Raw genomic sequence first — 15,153 nt, forward strand, 5'->3', positions numbered from 1 at the left:
GACACCGTCGTTGGTGATCGTGGGGGCGCCCCACTTCTTCTCCAGCACGACGTTGCGGCCCTTGGGACCCAAGGTCACCTTGACGGCGTCGGCGAGCTGGTTCATACCGCGCTCGAGACCGCGCCGGGCGTCCTCGTCAAACGCGATCATCTTGGCTGCCATAAGGCTAGACCTCCCAGATGCAGGGTGGCTTGTCGTGGACCGAGCCGACGCCCGCGACGGCATGGGTCAGCATCTCCTTCGGCAGACCCCATCGTCCCGATCCGAGTGTTGGCACTCTGCTGCACAGAGTGCCAACGAACTGTTTAGCACTCTACCCTGCCGAGTGCAAGCGAGAAGCCTCCTACCGGGGCTTTCCTCCCCATATCAGCGCGTGCGGCGAGACCGTTCGCCACCGGCGGCAGGACCCCGCACCTGCGACGAGCCGCGTCCAGGCCACCGCAGGTGGCGGGATCCATGCCCACGGCGAGCCGCCTCGCGCGACTCGCCGTGACCGGGTCGACGAAAGAAAGGTGGCGGGTTCGCACGGACTGCGCTGCCGGGCGATCCCCACCGGTGCATACCAGGGGGTGTATCTCAGACGGCGCGGACGGCCTCCGCTTGAGGTCCCTTCTGGCCCTGCGTGATCTCGAACTCGACGCGCTGCCCCTGTTCGAGAGATCGGTACCCGTCCATCATGATCGCTGAGTAATGGACGAATACATCCTTACCACCGTCTACCGCGATGAAGCCGTAGCCCTTGTCCGCGTTGAACCACTTGACGGTGCCCTGCGCCACTTCCGACTCCTCTTACTGGGCTTTCAGATCTCGCCCATTCCTCCGCGAGACCCGTAATCGCCGGACTTAAGGGAAAATCAGCCAGACGATCGCCCTCGACCATACCTGTGGCACGGGGTTTGGCAACAGAGTCAATCTGCAAACGACGCATTTCTTCGCAACGAAGGTGGTTCAACGTTTCATTTGGCCTGGAAAAGGAGAAGGCGCCCACTAGGGGCGCCTTCCACAAGTGTGATCTATGGCACTCAGCCGCCGGCGACCGCCGGGATGATTGAGATCTGAGTGCCCTCAGGTGCCGGAGTGTCGAGCCCGTCGGCGAAACGGACGTCCTCTTCCCCAACGTAAACGTTGACAAAACGACGAATCTTGCCCGATTCATCCAGAATTCTCGCGCCGATCCCCGGGTAGTCGGAGTCGAGCTTGGCGAGGACGTCACGAAGAGTCGCGCCCTCGCCACTGACTTCGGCGTTGCCACCGGTGTAGGTGCGCAGAATGGTGGGAATCCGCACCGAAACGCTCATGGTTTAACTCGCCTTTCCTGGTTGTCAGACAGCCGCGCGGAACGCGTCGAGGGAGGGCCGGATCACGGCCGTGGGCTGGGCGTCGTCGCTGATCGCGTCGAGCGTCTTGAGTCCGTCGCCGGTGTTGAGCACCACGGTCTCGGCCTCGGGGTCGAGCCGCCCGCTCTCGGCGAGCTTCTTCAGCACGCCCACGGTCACCCCGCCCGCGGTCTCGGCGAAGACGCCCTCCGTCGAGGCCAGGAGCTTGATCGCGGCCACGATCTCGGCGTCCGTGACGTCCTCGACGGCCCCGCCGGTGCGCCGGGCGATGTCGAGCACGTACGGCCCGTCGGCCGGGTTGCCGATGGCCAGCGACTTGGCGATGGTGTCGGGCTTGACCGGCTGCACGACGTCGTGCCCCGCCTTGTACGCGGTGGAGACCGGCGAGCACCCGGCCGCCTGCGCCCCGAAGATCTTGTACGGCGTGTCCTCGACCAGCCCCAGCTGCACCAGCTCGCGGAAGCCCTTGTCGATCTTGGTGAGCTGCGAGCCGGAGGCGATGGGGATGACGATCTGCTCGGGCAACCGCCACCCGAGCTGCTCGGCGATCTCGTACGCGAGCGTCTTGGAGCCCTCGGCGTAGTAAGGCCGCAGGTTGACGTTGACGAACCCCCACTTGTCACCCAGCGGGTCGCCGATCAGCTCGGAGCAGAACCGGTTGACCTCGTCATAGGTGCCGTCGATCCCGATCAGCTTGCCGCCGAACACGCGGGCCATGGCGATCTTGGCCGCTTCGAGGTTGGCCGGGATGAACACGCACGCCTCGAGCCCGGCGCGCGCCGCCGCCGCGGTGACGGCGCCCGCGAGGTTGCCCGTGGAGGAGCAGGAAAGGGTGTGGAAGCCGAAGTTACGCGCCGCCTCGACGGCGATGGCGACGACCCGGTCCTTGAAGGAATGGGTGGGGTTGCCCGAGTCGTCCTTCACGTACAGGTTCTTGAGACCGAGTGCGCGTCCGAGGTTTCCGGCCTTGGCCAGTTTGGTCCAACCCGGGTTCATATTGGGCTTACTGGCTACGTCAACCGGCACCGGGAGCAGCGACCGGTAACGCCAGATGTTGGCGGGACCCGACTCGATGTCGGCGCGGGTCACCGTACCGAAGGAATAGGCCGCTTCGAGCGGCCCGAAACACTCCAGGCACGCGAAGCTCGGACCGAGCGGGTAACGGGTGCCGCACTCACGGCAGGACAGACCGACGGCAGGACCAAAGTCGAGCGACATGAAGCGAGGCCTTCCCTCATCTTCGCCCGCGGCCACCTTGACCGCAGACCGGAATTGGCACCTTGTCCCGGTCGGCCTCGCCAGGTCGCGAGTCTCAAGCCGGGAGGGTTGCCGGGGCTTCGCAGGGCCGGTCCCTCCACCCCTCTGGATGAGCAATATGCAGTTGTTGAAAAGGACTCTACCCGCCGATGGGGCCGAAATGGCCACCCGTCTCAAGATGCGAGACGTGGCGTCTCAGCGATAATCATCACCCAGCACTCCCTGCACGTATTTGCGGGCCTGGTGAATGCGTGACTTGGCGGTGCCCAGGGGGATGCCGAGCTGTTCGGCCACCTCGTTGTAGTCGAGCTGGACGATGTCGCGCAGCACCAGCGCCTGCGCCAGGTCGGGCTTGTCGGCCTCCAGCGCCTCCATGGCGTCGAGCAGGTCGAGCCTCGACCCGGCGATCACGCTCACCCGCGCCACGTCGGGCTTCTGCGTGGGCAGCTCGTCGGAGGTCTGCTCGGCCGCCCGGCGTTTGAGCGACCTGTACGTGGTGCGGGCGCAGTTGGCCGTCACGATGTGCAGCCAGGTGCTGAAGCGCGCCCGGCCCTCGAACCGGCCGATGTTGCGCGCCACGGCCAGCAAGGTGTCCTGGGAGGCTTCCTCGGCGTCCTGGTGATAGGGGAGGATCCGGGCGCAGTGCCGCATCACATCGGGCTCGATCCGCGCCAGGAGCTCGCCAAGTGCGCGATGATCTCCTCCTGCGGCCGAGCGGGCGAGTTCCTCGGTTAGCTCATCTAGCGCCATAGCTGGGATCCTATGGGCGAAGGGAGCGTAGATGAACAGCGTCCTGGTGGCCTCCAACAGAGGGCCCGTTTCCTTTACCGTCTCGGACGACGGTGAGCTGACCATGAAACGCGGTGGCGGCGGTCTGGTCTCGGCGCTGTCCGAGGTGGCCAAGAAGGACGGCGTGCTGTGGGTGTGCGCGGCGCTGTCCGACGGCGACCGCAGCGCCGTGCGCCTGGTGCCCGGCGGCCGGATCGACCACGCCGGCTACGACACGGGCCCGCTGCGCATGCTCGACATCCCGCCCGCCACCTTCCACCGCGCCTACAACGCCGTGGCCAACTCCACGCTGTGGTTCGTCAACCACCTGCTCTACGACATCCCCAACTCGCCGAACTTCGGCACGAGGTTCGAGCGCGAGTGGGAGTCCTACCGCGACTACAACGGGGCGTTCGCGCTGGCGCTGGCCGAGGAGGCCGGCCACGGCGCCCGCGTCATGGTGCAGGACTACCATCTGACGCTGACCCCGGCGATGCTCCGCGCCGAGCGGCCGGACCTGCGCATCGCCCACTTCAGCCACACCCCGTGGGCGCCCCCCGAATACTTCTCGCTGCTGCCCGACGAGGTGGTCGGAGAGGTCCTGGAGGGCATCCTGGGCGCCGATCACGCCGGGTTCCTGGCCGACAGGTGGGCGCAGGCGTTCATGGACTGCTGCGAGGCGCTGCTGGGCGCGGAGGTCGACCGCGTGGGCCGCAGCGTCACCCACGAGGGCAGGACCACCCGCATCGGCGTGCACAGCCTGGGCGTGGACGGCGACGCGCTGTGGGAGCGCGCCGTCGAGCCCGACGTCGAGTCGCACATGACCGCGCTCAGGGAGCAGGTGGGCGACCGGCGGCTGATCGTCCGCATCGACCGCACCGAGCTGTCGAAGAACATCGTGCGCGGCCTGGTGGCCTACCGCGAGTTCCTCGCCGCGCACCCGGAGTGGCACGGCAAGGTGGTGCACCTGGCGTTCGCCTACCCGAGCAGGCACGACCTGCCCGAATACCGCGAATACACCGCGTCGGTGCTGCGCTGCGCGCAGGAGATCGAGGACGAGTACGGCACCGAGGACTGGGACCCGCTGATCCTCAACGTCAACGACGACTACCCGCGTTCGCTGGCCGCGTACCGGATGGCCGACGTGCTGCTGGTCAACCCCATCCGCGACGGGATGAACCTGGTCGCCAAGGAGGGCCCGATCCTGTCCACGCGATGCGCGCTCGTGCTCTCGCGCGAGGCGGGGGCGGCGGCCGAGCTGGGCCCGCACGCGCTCGTGGTCAACCCGTACGACATCAGCGGCACGGCCGCCGCGCTGCACGCGGCGCTCGTCATGCCGGAGGACGAGCGCCGCATGCGGCGCGACAAGCTGCACGCCGCGGCCACCGCCCTGCCGCCGCAGAAGTGGCTCGCGGCCCAGCTCGACGCGCTGGCCGAGATCTGAACGCGGTCAGGTCCAGTCGGCGTTCTCGAGCGCGTCGGCCAGCCCCGGCGTGTTCCACTGGTCCACGATGAGGATCTTGCTCTTCGGCAGGTACCACTCGCGCTGCGTGAAGCGGAGCAGCACCTTCGTGGTCGAGCCCGAATACTTGACGCACTCCGACTTCCACGCGTTGTACGCGGCCTTGTGCCCCGCGCCGACCTGGCGCAGGCCCCTGGTGACCTTCGGGCCGATGGCCTCGCCCCACTTCTTGTTGAACGGGCACGGCTGCACGTCGCTCGCCGTGTAGAAGGGCCTCTTGCCGGTGTACGGGCCGAACCCCTCGGCGCCGCGCTTGATGGACGAGGGGCCGAGGACGTAGAAGGCGTCGCACTCGGGCGTCCCCCAGCCCACGGGCTTGCCGCACTTGCCGGTCACGATCTGGACCTCGTCGCCGATGCGGTGGACCTGCCACTTGATCGGGATGTAGAGGGTCAGGCCCTTGCGCAACTTGACCGCCTGGGCGGGCGCGGCGTGCGCGGGCAGGGAGGCCGCGAGGAGGGTGGCCACGGCCACGGCCGCGGCGGCGAGGTATCGCTTGTGCATGCGCCCGACCCTAGAGAGCACGACTTGCAGCTCAATCATGAACGGCTGAAAGCCGCCACAAGCTCCTCCAGCAGCGCGACGACGCCGTCGGGCCCGTCCACCACGAGGTCGGCCCGCTCGGCCAGCTCAGTGACCTCGGCGGAGCCGCTGCACACGGTCACGCCGGGCAGCCCCGAGACGCCCACGGCCTCGAACGCGGCCAGGTCGCCGAGATCGTCGCCCACGAACATGACGGACCTGGCGGCCCGCTCCGCCAGGAACAGGCTGAGCGCCTGCCCCTTGTCCATGCCCGGCGGCCGCAGCTCCAGCACCAAGCGCCCCGGCTCGACCACCAGGCCGTGCTTGCCGGCCAGCTCGGCCAGGGGCTCGCGCAGCCTGGCGAGCGCGCCCTCCGGGTCGGGGCTGCGCCTGGTGTGCACGGCCACCGCCCGGCCCTTGTCCTCGATGGTGACCTCTTGCAGGCCCAGCGACTCGAGCAGCAACGGCAGCTCGGCCTCGGCCCGTAGCACGCCCGGCGGCGGAGGGGGCCCGGAGATCTGCCCGGCCTCCCAGCGCTCGAAGCCGTAGTGCCCGAGCACGACCAGCCGGGGCACGTCGGCCAGGCCCCGCCCGAGCTCCAGCGCGGTGGCCGGCGGCCGGCCGGTCACGATGGCCACCGCCAGGACGTGGGCGCCCAGCTCGGCCAGCACCTCCGGCGCCTTCGGATGGATCACGGCCTTGGCGGGATCGGGCACGATCGGCGACAGGGTCCCGTCGAAGTCGAGCCCGATCACGGCGCCTGCCGGGTCGTTCAAGATCGCTTTCATTCCAGGGATGTTCCTCACGCGGCTGCCGTACCCAGCCGGTCAGGGACGCATGCCGAGTCTCCTGGCGGCGCGGTCCCGCTGACGGGTGGACCGTAACCTGCGCAGCCTCTTGACCAGCATGGGATCGTGCTCCAGCGCCTCCGGCCGGTCGATCAACTCACCGAGCAACTGGTAGTAGCGAGTGGCGGAGAACCCGAAGCTCTCCTTGATGGCCTGCTCCTTCGCGCCCGCGTAGCGCCACCATTGGCGTTCGAAGGCGAGGAGCTCGAGATCGCGTTCTGAGAGGGGTTGGCCGGACGTCTCCTGGGCAGCATTGTCACCGCTGAGCGGTGCTCCCATGGTGTCCTCCTCGGGAAAGGTGCGTGCGACGACTCCGCAAGCACGCGGCCCGTGGCCAATCGTAATGTGCGAAGTGCGGCTGTTCACGACGTATTGAGAGACGTACAGTCACGAAATGTGACCTCAGTAATCACGCTCCTCACCGACTATGGACTCGAAGACGGCTATGTGGCGGCGTGTCACGGAGTGATCGCCGGAATCGCCCCCGAGGCGCGGGTGATCGACGTGTGCCACCTGATCCCCTCGGGTGACGTACGGCGCGGCGCGGCGATTCTCGCCCAGACCATCCCCTACCTTCCCGTGGGCATCCATATCGGCGCGGTCGATCCCAGCGCGGGCGGCGCCCGGCGCGCGGTGGCCGTCGAGGCGGGCGGGCGGGTGTTCATCGGACCCGACAACGGGCTGCTGTCGTGGGCCGTGCACGCCAGCGGCGGTGCCGAGGCCGCCTACGCGATCAGCAACGAGGAGCACTTCCTGCGGCCGGTCTCCCCCACCTTCCACGGGCGCGACGTCTTCTCGCCGGTCGCCGGGCGGCTGTACGGCGGGCTGAGCCCGTCGGACCTGGGGCCCGAGGTGCCGATCGGCCGGCTGGTGACGCTGCCGGCGCCGACCTCGCTGCTGCGCGACGGCTCGGTGGAGGGCGAGGTCGTCTCGGTCGACCGCTACGGCAACACCCAGCTCTCGATCGCGGCCGGCGACCTGCACGCGCTGGGCGTGCGGGTGGGCGACACGCTGGGGGTATGGCTGGGCCGGCGGCAGCTCTCGCTGCCCTACCGGGAGACGTTCGCGGCGGTGCCGCCGGGTGAGCTGGTGGCGTTCGCGGACTCTGCGGGGCTGGTCGCGATCGCGGTCAACTCCGGTGACGCAGCGCAGCGGCTGGGGCTCCCACCTGGCGCGCATGTCCGGCTTTCCCCCACTTCATAGGACAAAGACACACAGATCGGAATTACTCCGCGTATCGGTCTGTTTACCGAAGCGTCGGAATGAGTCAGCGGTCACGTGTCAGAATGCAACGCGCGGGCGTCCCTCCCCTCCCCTCCAGAGGTCGACGTGTACCAGCTGTCCATCGTGCTGCTCTCCATAATGTCCGCGATCTGGCCCGCGCCGGAGCCGCCCGTGTCAGAGCGCTGGCACGCGTGGCCCGTCTCGCAGATCTTCCCCGCCACCGTGCCCGGGGTCAGCCCGTCGGGGGCGCGGGTCACGTACGTGCTGGCCGGGGTCGCCCCCGAGGCGCCCTGCCGGGCGGCGTTCCAGCCCGCCGCCGTCCGGCGCGGCTGCCGCGTGGCCCTGCGCGCCACGTACGCCGACAGCACGCAGACGTTCGTCGCCACCGTGGGCATCGCCGTGTTCGACACGCCCGGACGCGACTACTACCGCGTGGGACGGCCCGCGACCGTGCGGCCGGTGGCCTTTCCCCGGGGGCCGGCCGAGCGCTTCGGCGAGCGGCAGTACTTCACCGGAGTGGTGCTCAGGTCCGACGAGCGCTACGCGGTGGCGACGGCCGCCGGATACGCCGACGGCCGGCCGTACCAGCCGGGTGACCGGCTCGCCCCCCGGCTGCGCGCCGCGGCGCGGCAGCTCGCCACCGAGTTGCACCGGACGCTCACCCGATGAGCAGGCTCGCCGTCGCCTTCCTGGTCACCGCGCTGGTGGTGGGGACCGTCCCGGCGAGCGCCACCGACGACGTGGGCGAGGCCGCCCGGGCGGGGCAGTGGCAGCTCGCCGCGATGCGGCTGCCCGAGGCGTGGCGGTCGAGCAGGGGCGAGGGCGTGATCGTCGCCGTGCTCGACACCGGCGTGAACGGCCGCCACCCCGACCTGGAGGACGCCGTGATCCAGGGCCCCGACCTGACCGGGACCGCCAAGGGCCTCTGGGGGCGGCACGGGACCGCCATGGCCAGCCTGATCGCCGGGCGCGGGCACGGCGACGAGCACAAGGGCGGCGTGATCGGGGTGGCGCCGGCGGCCAAGGTGCTGTCCATCCGGGTCACGCTGGAGAACGGCGACCCCCTGCGCGAGCAGCAGCGCGCCGGCGGGCGCGACGCGCTGGCCAAGGGCATCCGGTACGCGGTCGACCACGGGGCCGGCGTGATCAGCATGTCGCTGGGCGGCGGCAGCGGCGCGTGGGAGGGCTCGCCCTCCGAGGAGGAGGCCATCCAGTACGCCATCGCGCGGGGCGCCGTGCTGGTGGCCTCGTCGGGCAACGACGGCGGCACGGCCAACAGGAAGAACTTCCCCGCCGCCTACCCCGGGGTGATCGCCGTGGGGGCGGTGGACCGGGAGCTCAGGGTGGCCGCCTTCTCCAACCGGCAGGACTACCTCTCGGTGGTCGCGCCGGGCACGGAGATCGTCACGGCCGACGCGCGCGACTCGTACGTGGTGAGCGACGGCACCAGCTCGGCGGCGGCCATGGTGGCGGGTATCGCGGCCCTGATCAAATCCGCTTATCCCGACATGTCGCCCTACCACGTGCGGACGGCCATCGAGCTCGGCACCCGGCTGCAGCCGGCGGACGGCCACAGCCCCGCCTACGGGCACGGGGTGGCCAACGCCCTGCTCGCCCTGCGGGAGGCCGCCCGCCTGGACCCGCCCGGCTCCGGCCTCCTCCGCCCCGGCCCGTACTTCGGCGACGGCCCCCCGCCCGCCTCCCGGGGGCCGGTGGTGGCGGGCATGGTGATGCTGGCGGCGGCGATGTCGGCCCGCATCCTCCTCCGCCACCGCAAACGCCGCCCCTGACCCACCCCGGCCCCCTCCCCGAGCCCCGCGAACCGTGCCGCCCCACATCCCAGCCCCTCCCAACCGGCCCTCCCCCTCCCCAGCCGCCCCTCTCCCTCCCAACCGGCCCCGCCCTCCCCAGCCGTCCCGCTCCCTCTCGAGCGGCCCTCCCTCCCCCGACCGATGTCCCTTCTCAGAAGGACGGAAGCGACGTCGGCGGGTCACCCGCGCACCCACCCCGCTCGAATCCGCCAACCTAGCAAGCGCTTGTGCGATACTGGCGGCATGACGTTAGCGATCGAGGGCTGGTTCGCCATCGACGAGGACGGCGTCTTCCTCCTGGGCACCAGGTGCGCGACCTGCGGCACCGTCACCTTCCCGCCCCGCACCGGCCTCTGCCCCAACCCGCGCTGCGACGGCACCTCGATGGAGACCGTCCGCCTCCCCCGCCGCGGCAGGGTGTGGTCGTACACGAACGCCTGCTATCCACCCCCCGCCCCCTACGTCGCCGCGGACCCGTACGTGCCGGTGACGCTGGCCGCCGTCGAGCTCGCCGAGGTGGGGATTGTGGTGCTCGGGCAGGTCAAGGGCCTCACGGTGAACGAGCTGGAGGTGGGCATGGAGCTGGAGCTCACCGCCGGTCCGCTGTCCGACGGGCCGCTGGTGTGGATGTGGGAGCGGGTCTCATGAGCGTCGTGGTGCTGGGCGTCGGGATGCATCCGTGGGGCAAGTGGGGCAGGCCCTTCCTGGAGTACGGCGTCGCGGCCGCCCGCGCCGCCCTGCGGGACGCCGGGGTGGCGTGGACCGACGTGGAGTACGTGGTCGGGGCGGACACGATCAGGAACGGCTACCCGGGCTTCGTCGCGGGCGCCTCCTACGCGCAGGCGCTGGGCTGGTCGGGCGCCCGGATCGCCTCCTGCTACGCGGCCTGCGCCTCCGGCGCCCAGGCCGTGGACATCGCCCGCACGCGCATCCTCGCGGGCCTGTGCGACGTGGCTCTGGTGGTCGGCGCTGACTCCACCCCGAAGGGCTTCTTCAAACCGGTCGGCGGCGACCGCCCCGACGACCCGGACTGGCTCCGCTTCCGCCTGCTGGGCGCCACCAACCCCGCCTACTTCGCCCTGTACGCCCGCAGGCGCATGGCCGTGCACGGCTCGACCCCGGCCGACTTCGCCGCCGTCAAGGTCAAGAACTCGCGGGCCGGCTCCCTCAACCCCATGGCCCGCTACCGCAAGCCCGTAACCGCCGACGAGGTGCTGGCCTCGCCTCTGGTCGCCGACCCGCTGCGCCTCATGGACATCTGCGCCACCTCTGACGGAGGCGCGGCGGTGGTCCTGGCCTCGGAGTCCTACGCCCGCCGCCGGGGCCTGCGGGCTCCGGTGCGCCTGGCCGCGGTCTCCACCGTCACCCCGACCTTCCCCAGCACGGTCCTGGAACTGCCGAACTTCGCCACCGACTCCTGCGCCGCCGTACCGGCCCCTGAGAGGCCCTTCAGAGCCGCGATCGCGCACGCGGCGTACGAGGAGGCAGGGGTGGGACCCGAGGACGTGTCACTGGCGGAGGTGTACGACCTCTCGACGGCCCTGGAACTCGACTGGATGGAGGACATCGGCCTGTGCCCGCCCGGGGAGGCGGCCAAGCTGCTGCACGACGGGGAGACGGGGCTCGGCGGCCGGATCCCGGTCAACCCCTCGGGCGGCCTGGCCTCCTTCGGCGAGGCGATCCCCGCCCAGGCGATCGCCCAGCTCTGCGAGCTGACCGTCCAGCTGCGCGGGGAGGCCGGCGACCGCCAGGTGCCCGCCGCCCGCGTCGGCCTGGCCGCCAACCAGGGCCTCTTCGGCCACGGTTCCGCCCTGATCGTCACCACGTAGAAACGCGAAGACCCTCCGAGGGGAGCTCCCTCGGAGGGTCTTCGAAGGCGGGTCAGCCCACGTGCACCACGTCGTGCGTCTCCGCGAAGTGGCAGGCACTCTCGTGCCCGGTCCCCGGCCGGATCTGCAGCAGCGGCTCCTCCTCGGCGCAGATCTCCTGCGCCTTCCAGCACCGCGTACGGAACCGGCATCCCGACGGCGGGTTCGCCGGTGAGGGCGGGTCGCCCTGCAGGATGATCCGCTCCCGCTGCTCCCGGCCCTCCGGGTCGGGCACCGGCACCGCCGAGAGCAGCGCCTGCGTGTACGGATGCGCGGGCTTGTCGTAGATCTCGGTGTCCTTCCCGAGCTCCACGAACTTGCCCAGGTACATCACGCCCACCCGGTCGGAGATGTGCCGCACCACCGACAGGTCGTGGGCGATGAAGATGTACGCCAGGTCGAACTCGTTCTGCAGCCGCTCGAGCAGGTTGATCACCTGCGCCTGGATGGACACGTCCAGGGCCGACACCGGCTCGTCGCAGACGATGATCTCCGGCTGGAGCGCCAGCCCTCGGGCGATGCCGATGCGCTGCCGCTGTCCTCCGGAGAACTGGTGCGGGTAGCGGTTGATGTGGTCGGGGTTGAGCCCGACGACCTCCAGCAGCTCCTGCACCTTCGTGCGGCGGTCGCCGCGCGGCGCCACCTCGCTGTGGATCTCGTACGGCTCGCCGATGATGTCGCCGACGGTCATCCGGGGGTTCAGCGAGGTGTACGGATCCTGCATCACCATCTGGATGTTGCGGCGCATCCGCTTGAGCTCGCCGCCCCTGGCCTTGCCGATGTCACGGCCGTTGATCAGCACCGAGCCCGAGGTGGGCCGCTCCAGCGCCATCAGCACCTTGGCGAGGGTGGACTTGCCACAGCCCGACTCGCCCACGATGCCCAGCGTCTCGCCCTTGTGCAGGTCGAACGACACGCCGTCGACGGCCTTGATCGCGCCGATCTGCCGCTTGAAGAGGATGCCCTGGGTCAGCGGGAAGTGCTTGACCAGATCGCGTACCTCGAGGATGCGCTCACCGTTCGTCATCGAGGACCTCCCTCCAGTAGTGGCACGCGCTGCCTCGGGTGCCGCTGATCTCGTGGAGCGGGGGGACGTCGGTCACGCAGTCGTCCTGCCGGTACGGGCACCGGGGGTGGAACGCGCAGCCGGTCGGCAGGTCGAGCAGGTTGGGCGGCAGGCCCTTGATCGCGTACAGGTCCTGGCCCTTGAGGTCGACCCGGGGGATCGACTCCAGCAGGCCCTTCGTGTACGGGTGCGCGGGGCCCTTGTAGATGTCGTGCACGGGGGCGTTCTCCACGATGCGCCCCGCGTACATGACGGCGATCTTGTCGGCCACGTCGGCCACGACGCCGAGGTCGTGTGTGATCAGGATCAGGCCCATCTGGCTCTCGCGCTGCAGCTCGGCCAGCAGCTCCATGATCTGGGCCTGGACGGTCACGTCGAGCGCCGTGGTCGGCTCGTCCGCGATCAGCACCTCAGGGTCCAGCGCGATCGACATCGCGATCATGATGCGCTGCCGCATGCCCCCGGAGAACTGGTGCGGATAGTCGTTCACGCGCTGCCTGGCGGCCGGGATCCGGACCCGGTCCATCAGCTCGACGGCCTTCTTCATGGCGTCGCGCTTGGACATGCCGCGGTGCACCCGGAACATCTCGCTGATCTGCCAGCCCACGGTGAACACCGGGTTGAGCGCGGAGAGCGCGTCCTGGAAGATCATCGCAATGCGCTGGCCGCGCACCTGCGTGCGCGCCTCCTCCGACAGCCTGAGCAGGTCGGTGCCCTTGAAGCGGATCTCCCCCTTGGGGATGATCGCCGGCGGCATGTCGAGAATGCCCATGATCGCCTGCGCGGTCACGGACTTGCCCGAACCCGACTCGCCCAGCACCGCGAGCGTCTCACCGGGGCTGACCGTGTAGCTCACGCCGTTGACCGCGCGTACGACTCCGGCACGCGTACGGAACTCCACGTGCAGGTTGTCGACCGCGAGCAGCGGTTGGTCGCCCAGCCCTCCCTCGGCGGGCAACACATCCATTGACGTCTTCTTCACTTGATCCCCCCTTCTACCTGAGCTTCGGGTCGAGCGCGTCGCGTACGGCGTCGCCCATCATGATGAACGCGAGCACCGTGATGCTGAGGAACACGGCCGGGAAGACCAGCGGCAGCGGCGCCTCCAGGAACCTGTTCCGCGCGTCGGCGATCATCAGTCCCCACGAGATGTCCGGCGACTGCACGCCCACGCCCAGGAACGAGAGCGCGGCCTCGGCGGCGATGAAGCCGCCCAGGTTGATCGTGGCCACGACGATGACCGGCGCCAGCGAGTTGGGCAGCAGGTGGCGGAACATGATCCGCCCCGCTCCGGCTCCCAGCGCCCTGGCCGCGACCACGAAGTCCTGGTTCTTCGCGGTGATCACGGCCGCCCGCATGATGCGGAACGTCATCGGCCAGCCGAGCACCGCCAGCGCGAGGATGACCAGCATGATGCTGTTGGCCCGGCCGCGGAAGGTGGCGGCGATGAGCAGCGCGCCCAGGATCGGGGGGATGGCGAAGAAGATCTCGGTGAGCCGCGACGACACCGTGTCGACCAGGCCGCTGCGGAAGCCGGCCACCAGGCCGAGCAGCCCGCCGATCAGCGCGGTGATGACCGTGGTGAACACGCCGATCACGATGGAGTTGCGGGCGCCGTAGATCGTCCTGGCGAAGACGTCGCACCCCAGGCTGTCCTTGCCGAACAGGTGGCCGGCGCTGGGCGGCTGCCTGGCCGTGGACAGGTCACAGGTCCTGGCGTTGTAGGGGTCGATCGAGCTGAACAGCGACGGCCAGAACGACATGACGAGCAGGATCAGGATGATGATCACTGAGATGATGAACATCGGCCGGCGCCTGAGGTCGTACCAGGCGTCGCTCCACAGGCTCGCTGGCCTGCCTTCCTTGCCCTTCTTGCCCTGTTGCGCGGGCGCCGGGTCGGTAACCGTGTCCGTGACCAGTGTCTGCGTCTCCGGGAGCCCGGGCCCGACCGGCGGGATGGGGTTACTCATAACGGATCCTCGGGTCGAGCACGGCGTACAACAAGTCGACGACCAGGTTGGCCAGGATGTAGATCAGCACCAGGACGGTGATGATCCCCACCACAACCGGTTGCTCTCGCAAGTAGACCGACTGGAACAGCTGATTTCCAATCCCCTGGAGATTGAAGATCGTCTCCGTGATGACCGCGCCGCCCATCAGGTTGCCGAGGTCGGCGCCCAGATAGGTGACCAGCGGGATCAGCGCGTTGCGCAACCCGTGCCTGCCGATGACGCGCCGTCTGGACAGGCCCTTGGCGGTGGCGGTGCGGATGTAGTCCGCTCTGAGCGTCTCCACCAGGCTGGTCCTGGTCAGCCTGGTCAGGTACGCGATCGAGGTGCCCGCGAGCACGAAGCCGGGCAGCAGATAGCTGCGCCAGCCCGCGAACGTGCCCGCCACCGGGAAGATGTCCAGCCCGGTCCACTGCTTGAGCTTCACGCCCAGGATCAGCTGCAGCACGAAACCGGTCACCAGCGTGGGCACCGAGATGAGCAGCAGCGTGGAGGCGAGGATGGCGGTGTCGGTGGCCCGGCCGCGGCGCAGCGCCGCCCACAGACCCAGGCCGACGCCGATGAGCGCCTCCATCACGAGGGCGGTCACCGCGAGGTTCAGGGTGACCTGGAACTTGCCGGCCATGACCTGGGACACGGGGACGTCGGCGAAGTTGACGCCGAAGTCGCCGCGGAAGAGCACGCCGCTGATGTAGTACCAGTACTGCAGCAGCAGCGGATCGTTGAGGTGATACTGCTCGCGCAGGACCTCGGCAACCGCCGGGTCCGGGCGCTTGTCGCCGAACAGCGCCGCGATGGGGTCGCCTGGCAGCGCAAAGACGATCATGAAGATGAGTAGCGTGGCGCCAAGCAGGACTGGGATCGCCTGGATCAAGCGCCTGATGACATAACGGCCCATACAAGCCCTCCGGTACATGACTT

At 69.6% G+C, this 15,153-nt stretch carries 17 protein-coding genes, 1 pseudogene and 1 riboswitch; of the genes and pseudogenes, 6 read left to right on the forward strand and 12 right to left on the reverse strand.

Annotation, left to right across the window (positions count from 1 at the left end; all coding sequences use genetic code 11):
* The 5 genes and pseudogenes from groEL to ACFKCF_RS59420 all read right to left on the reverse strand — a co-directional run.
* Window positions 1-162, reverse strand: a pseudogene (groEL, locus tag ACFKCF_RS59400) (chaperonin GroEL); the annotation flags it as partial.
* 414 nt (window positions 163-576) lie between these two features.
* Window positions 577-777, reverse strand: a complete 201-nt coding sequence (locus tag ACFKCF_RS59405; RefSeq protein WP_173525743.1) for a cold-shock protein — start codon at window positions 775-777, stop codon at window positions 577-579.
* Window positions 778-1,022: 245 nt separating this feature from the next.
* Complete coding sequence (locus ACFKCF_RS59410) at window positions 1,023-1,298, reverse strand: MoaD/ThiS family protein (RefSeq protein ID WP_185068974.1); 276 nt, start codon at window positions 1,296-1,298, stop codon at window positions 1,023-1,025.
* 24 nt (window positions 1,299-1,322) lie between these two features.
* Complete coding sequence (gene thrC / locus ACFKCF_RS59415) at window positions 1,323-2,555, reverse strand: threonine synthase (RefSeq protein ID WP_394506081.1); 1,233 nt, start codon at window positions 2,553-2,555, stop codon at window positions 1,323-1,325.
* A gap of 13 nt (window positions 2,556-2,568) precedes the next feature.
* Window positions 2,569-2,710: riboswitch (SAM riboswitch) on the reverse strand.
* A gap of 79 nt (window positions 2,711-2,789) precedes the next feature.
* On the reverse strand, window positions 2,790-3,344 hold the full coding sequence (locus tag ACFKCF_RS59420) for an RNA polymerase sigma factor (protein ID WP_319719563.1): 555 nt from the start codon (window positions 3,342-3,344) through the stop codon (window positions 2,790-2,792).
* 31 nt (window positions 3,345-3,375) lie between these two features.
* Between ACFKCF_RS59420 and ACFKCF_RS59425 the strand changes: the two genes are divergently transcribed.
* On the forward strand, window positions 3,376-4,806 hold the full coding sequence (locus ACFKCF_RS59425; protein ID WP_394506083.1) for a trehalose-6-phosphate synthase: 1,431 nt from the start codon (window positions 3,376-3,378) through the stop codon (window positions 4,804-4,806).
* A gap of 6 nt (window positions 4,807-4,812) precedes the next feature.
* Here ACFKCF_RS59425 and ACFKCF_RS59430 read toward each other — a convergent pair whose 3' ends face one another.
* Genes ACFKCF_RS59430 through ACFKCF_RS59440 form a run of 3 tightly spaced genes read right to left on the reverse strand, consistent with a single transcriptional unit; the run spans window position 4,813 to window position 6,533 of the window.
* On the reverse strand, window positions 4,813-5,388 hold the full coding sequence (locus tag ACFKCF_RS59430) for a hypothetical protein (protein ID WP_394506084.1): 576 nt from the start codon (window positions 5,386-5,388) through the stop codon (window positions 4,813-4,815).
* A gap of 35 nt (window positions 5,389-5,423) precedes the next feature.
* A complete protein-coding gene (gene otsB / locus ACFKCF_RS59435) occupies window positions 5,424-6,194 on the reverse strand; it encodes a trehalose-phosphatase (protein ID WP_394506086.1) in 771 nt (256 codons plus the stop codon).
* Window positions 6,195-6,233: 39 nt separating this feature from the next.
* Complete coding sequence (locus tag ACFKCF_RS59440) at window positions 6,234-6,533, reverse strand: DUF3263 domain-containing protein (RefSeq protein WP_350742598.1); 300 nt, start codon at window positions 6,531-6,533, stop codon at window positions 6,234-6,236.
* A gap of 117 nt (window positions 6,534-6,650) precedes the next feature.
* Here ACFKCF_RS59440 and ACFKCF_RS59445 point away from each other — a divergent pair, with 117 nt between their 5' ends.
* From ACFKCF_RS59445 to ACFKCF_RS59465, 5 genes are all read left to right on the forward strand, one after another.
* Window positions 6,651-7,457: an S-adenosyl-l-methionine hydroxide adenosyltransferase family protein gene (locus ACFKCF_RS59445; protein WP_394506087.1), complete on the forward strand. Its 807-nt coding sequence runs from the start codon at window positions 6,651-6,653 to the stop codon at window positions 7,455-7,457.
* A gap of 75 nt (window positions 7,458-7,532) precedes the next feature.
* Window positions 7,533-8,147 (forward strand): hypothetical protein, encoded by a 615-nt coding sequence (locus tag ACFKCF_RS59450; RefSeq protein WP_394506088.1) that lies wholly within the window; start codon window positions 7,533-7,535, stop codon window positions 8,145-8,147.
* The gene (locus ACFKCF_RS59455) at window positions 8,144-9,268 is read left to right on the forward strand and encodes a S8 family serine peptidase (RefSeq protein ID WP_394506090.1); all 1,125 of its coding nucleotides are present in this window, start codon (window positions 8,144-8,146) and stop codon (window positions 9,266-9,268) included. The genes ACFKCF_RS59450 and ACFKCF_RS59455 overlap by 4 nt, the downstream gene beginning before the upstream one ends.
* Before the next feature lie 264 nt (window positions 9,269-9,532).
* Window positions 9,533-9,937, forward strand: a complete 405-nt coding sequence (locus tag ACFKCF_RS59460) for a Zn-ribbon domain-containing OB-fold protein (RefSeq protein WP_394506092.1) — start codon at window positions 9,533-9,535, stop codon at window positions 9,935-9,937.
* A complete protein-coding gene (locus ACFKCF_RS59465) occupies window positions 9,934-11,118 on the forward strand; it encodes a lipid-transfer protein (protein ID WP_394506094.1) in 1,185 nt (394 codons plus the stop codon). The genes ACFKCF_RS59460 and ACFKCF_RS59465 overlap by 4 nt, the downstream gene beginning before the upstream one ends.
* 52 nt (window positions 11,119-11,170) lie before the next feature.
* Here the strand turns inward: ACFKCF_RS59465 and ACFKCF_RS59470 are convergent, their stop codons facing one another.
* Genes ACFKCF_RS59470 through ACFKCF_RS59485 form a run of 4 tightly spaced genes read right to left on the reverse strand, consistent with a single transcriptional unit; the run spans window position 11,171 to window position 15,148 of the window.
* Window positions 11,171-12,184, reverse strand: coding sequence for an ABC transporter ATP-binding protein (locus tag ACFKCF_RS59470; RefSeq protein WP_394506096.1), 1,014 nt, complete (start codon window positions 12,182-12,184; stop codon window positions 11,171-11,173).
* On the reverse strand, window positions 12,171-13,190 hold the full coding sequence (locus ACFKCF_RS59475) for an ABC transporter ATP-binding protein (RefSeq protein ID WP_394506098.1): 1,020 nt from the start codon (window positions 13,188-13,190) through the stop codon (window positions 12,171-12,173). The genes ACFKCF_RS59470 and ACFKCF_RS59475 overlap by 14 nt, the downstream gene beginning before the upstream one ends.
* A gap of 28 nt (window positions 13,191-13,218) precedes the next feature.
* Window positions 13,219-14,193, reverse strand: coding sequence for an ABC transporter permease (locus tag ACFKCF_RS59480; RefSeq protein WP_394506099.1), 975 nt, complete (start codon window positions 14,191-14,193; stop codon window positions 13,219-13,221).
* Window positions 14,186-15,148, reverse strand: a complete 963-nt coding sequence (locus ACFKCF_RS59485; RefSeq protein WP_394506101.1) for an ABC transporter permease — start codon at window positions 15,146-15,148, stop codon at window positions 14,186-14,188. Before ACFKCF_RS59485 ends, ACFKCF_RS59480 begins: the two co-directional genes overlap by 8 nt.
* Window positions 15,149-15,153 lie beyond the last annotated feature (5 nt).

It is taken from the genome of Nonomuraea sp. JJY05 (genome assembly GCF_043496855.1).
In the GTDB taxonomy this organism is placed as follows: Bacteria; Actinomycetota; Actinomycetes; order Streptosporangiales; family Streptosporangiaceae; genus Nonomuraea.